We start from the raw sequence: 1,252 nt of genomic DNA, 5'->3' as shown, positions 1-1,252 counted from the left end.
CCCTTGCGCTTCCTGCCGAAGAACAAGCTCGCCGTGCTGGGCCTGGTCACCACGAAGTTCGGCAAGATGGAATCCAACCCGCGCCTGGCAGGCGCGGCGGCAGCGTGGGCGTACCCAGGTCGGGCAGCAGCCAGTGGTCGCTGGGCAGGCTCATGCCCTGCATGCCGCGGATGGCGTCGTAGCGTTGGGCCGTGATCGCGCTCGCCTGGGAATCACGCACCACGTAAGGCCGCAGGAAGATCATGAGATTGGTCTTGCGGCGCGTGCGGGTCTCGTAGCGAAAGAGGTTGCCCAGCACGGGGATGTCGCCCAGGCCCGGCACCTGCTCGCGGCCATTGCTGGAGTTGTCCTCCAGAAGCCCGCCCAGCACGATGATCTGGCCATCGTCCACGAGCACGTTGGTGTTCACTTCGCGCTTGTTGGTGACCACGCCCAGATCGGGCATGGCGGCCGTGAGCGCGCCATCGATGTTGCTCACTTCCTGGTGGATGGCCAGGCGGATCGTGCCGCCCTCGGACACCTGCGGGCGGATGCGCAGCTGCAGGCCCACGTCCTGGCGCTCGATGGTCTGGAAGGGGTTGATGCCGTCCACGCCGCGCTGGGTGTACTGACCGGTCACGAAGGGCACGTTGCGGCCCACCATGATGCGGGCCTCTTCGTTGTTCAGCGTGAGCAGGTTGGGCGTGGAGAGCACATTGGCATTGCCGCGCGTCTCCAGTGCCCGCGCCAGGAAGCCCAGGTTCAGGATCTGCACGCCGCCCACGCGGATCGAGCCGTTCACGAAGCCCAGGTTCAGGCCGCTGCCCATGTTGGTGGGGTTGGCCGCCACGCCGATGATGTTCTGGCCGGCGCCGCCGAAGTTTGTGCCGCCCACCACGCCGCGACCGCCGTCGAGGCGGCCCGTGCCCGCCATCCACTGGATGCCGAATTCGGCCGCGTCGTCGCTGGACATCTCCACGATCAGGCTTTCGACGAACACCTGCGGACGCCGCACGTCGAGCTGGTCGATGACCGCGCGCAGATTGCGGTAGATCGGGGCCGGGGCGTTGATGATGAGGGTATTGGTGGCCGGGTCTGCCTGGATGGTGGCGCCACCCCCGGAGAACGCGACGGCACCGGAGCCGCCGGCATTGGCGCCGCCGCCCGTGAGGTTGACCATGCCCGCGTCCGAGCCGGATTGCGCCACGCTGCCCAGGGCGTTGGCCAGGCCACCTGCGGCACCGCCAGCACCGCCCAGGCCTGCGCCCCGGAG

Annotated in this window: 1 protein-coding gene; it reads right to left on the bottom strand. The window is 68.5% G+C overall.

Annotated elements, in window-relative coordinates; translation table 11 throughout:
* Positions 1-46 precede the first annotated feature (46 nt).
* Positions 47-1,252 (bottom strand): type II secretion system secretin GspD (gspD, locus tag IMZ29_RS22400; protein ID WP_216188478.1); only part of this gene is annotated, 1,206 nt, incomplete at its 5' end.

It is taken from the genome of Verticiella alkaliphila, from assembly GCF_018904615.1.
GTDB lineage: Bacteria > Pseudomonadota > Gammaproteobacteria > Burkholderiales > Burkholderiaceae_B > Verticiella > Verticiella alkaliphila.
This window is presented reverse-complemented; position numbering and strand designations above follow the sequence as displayed.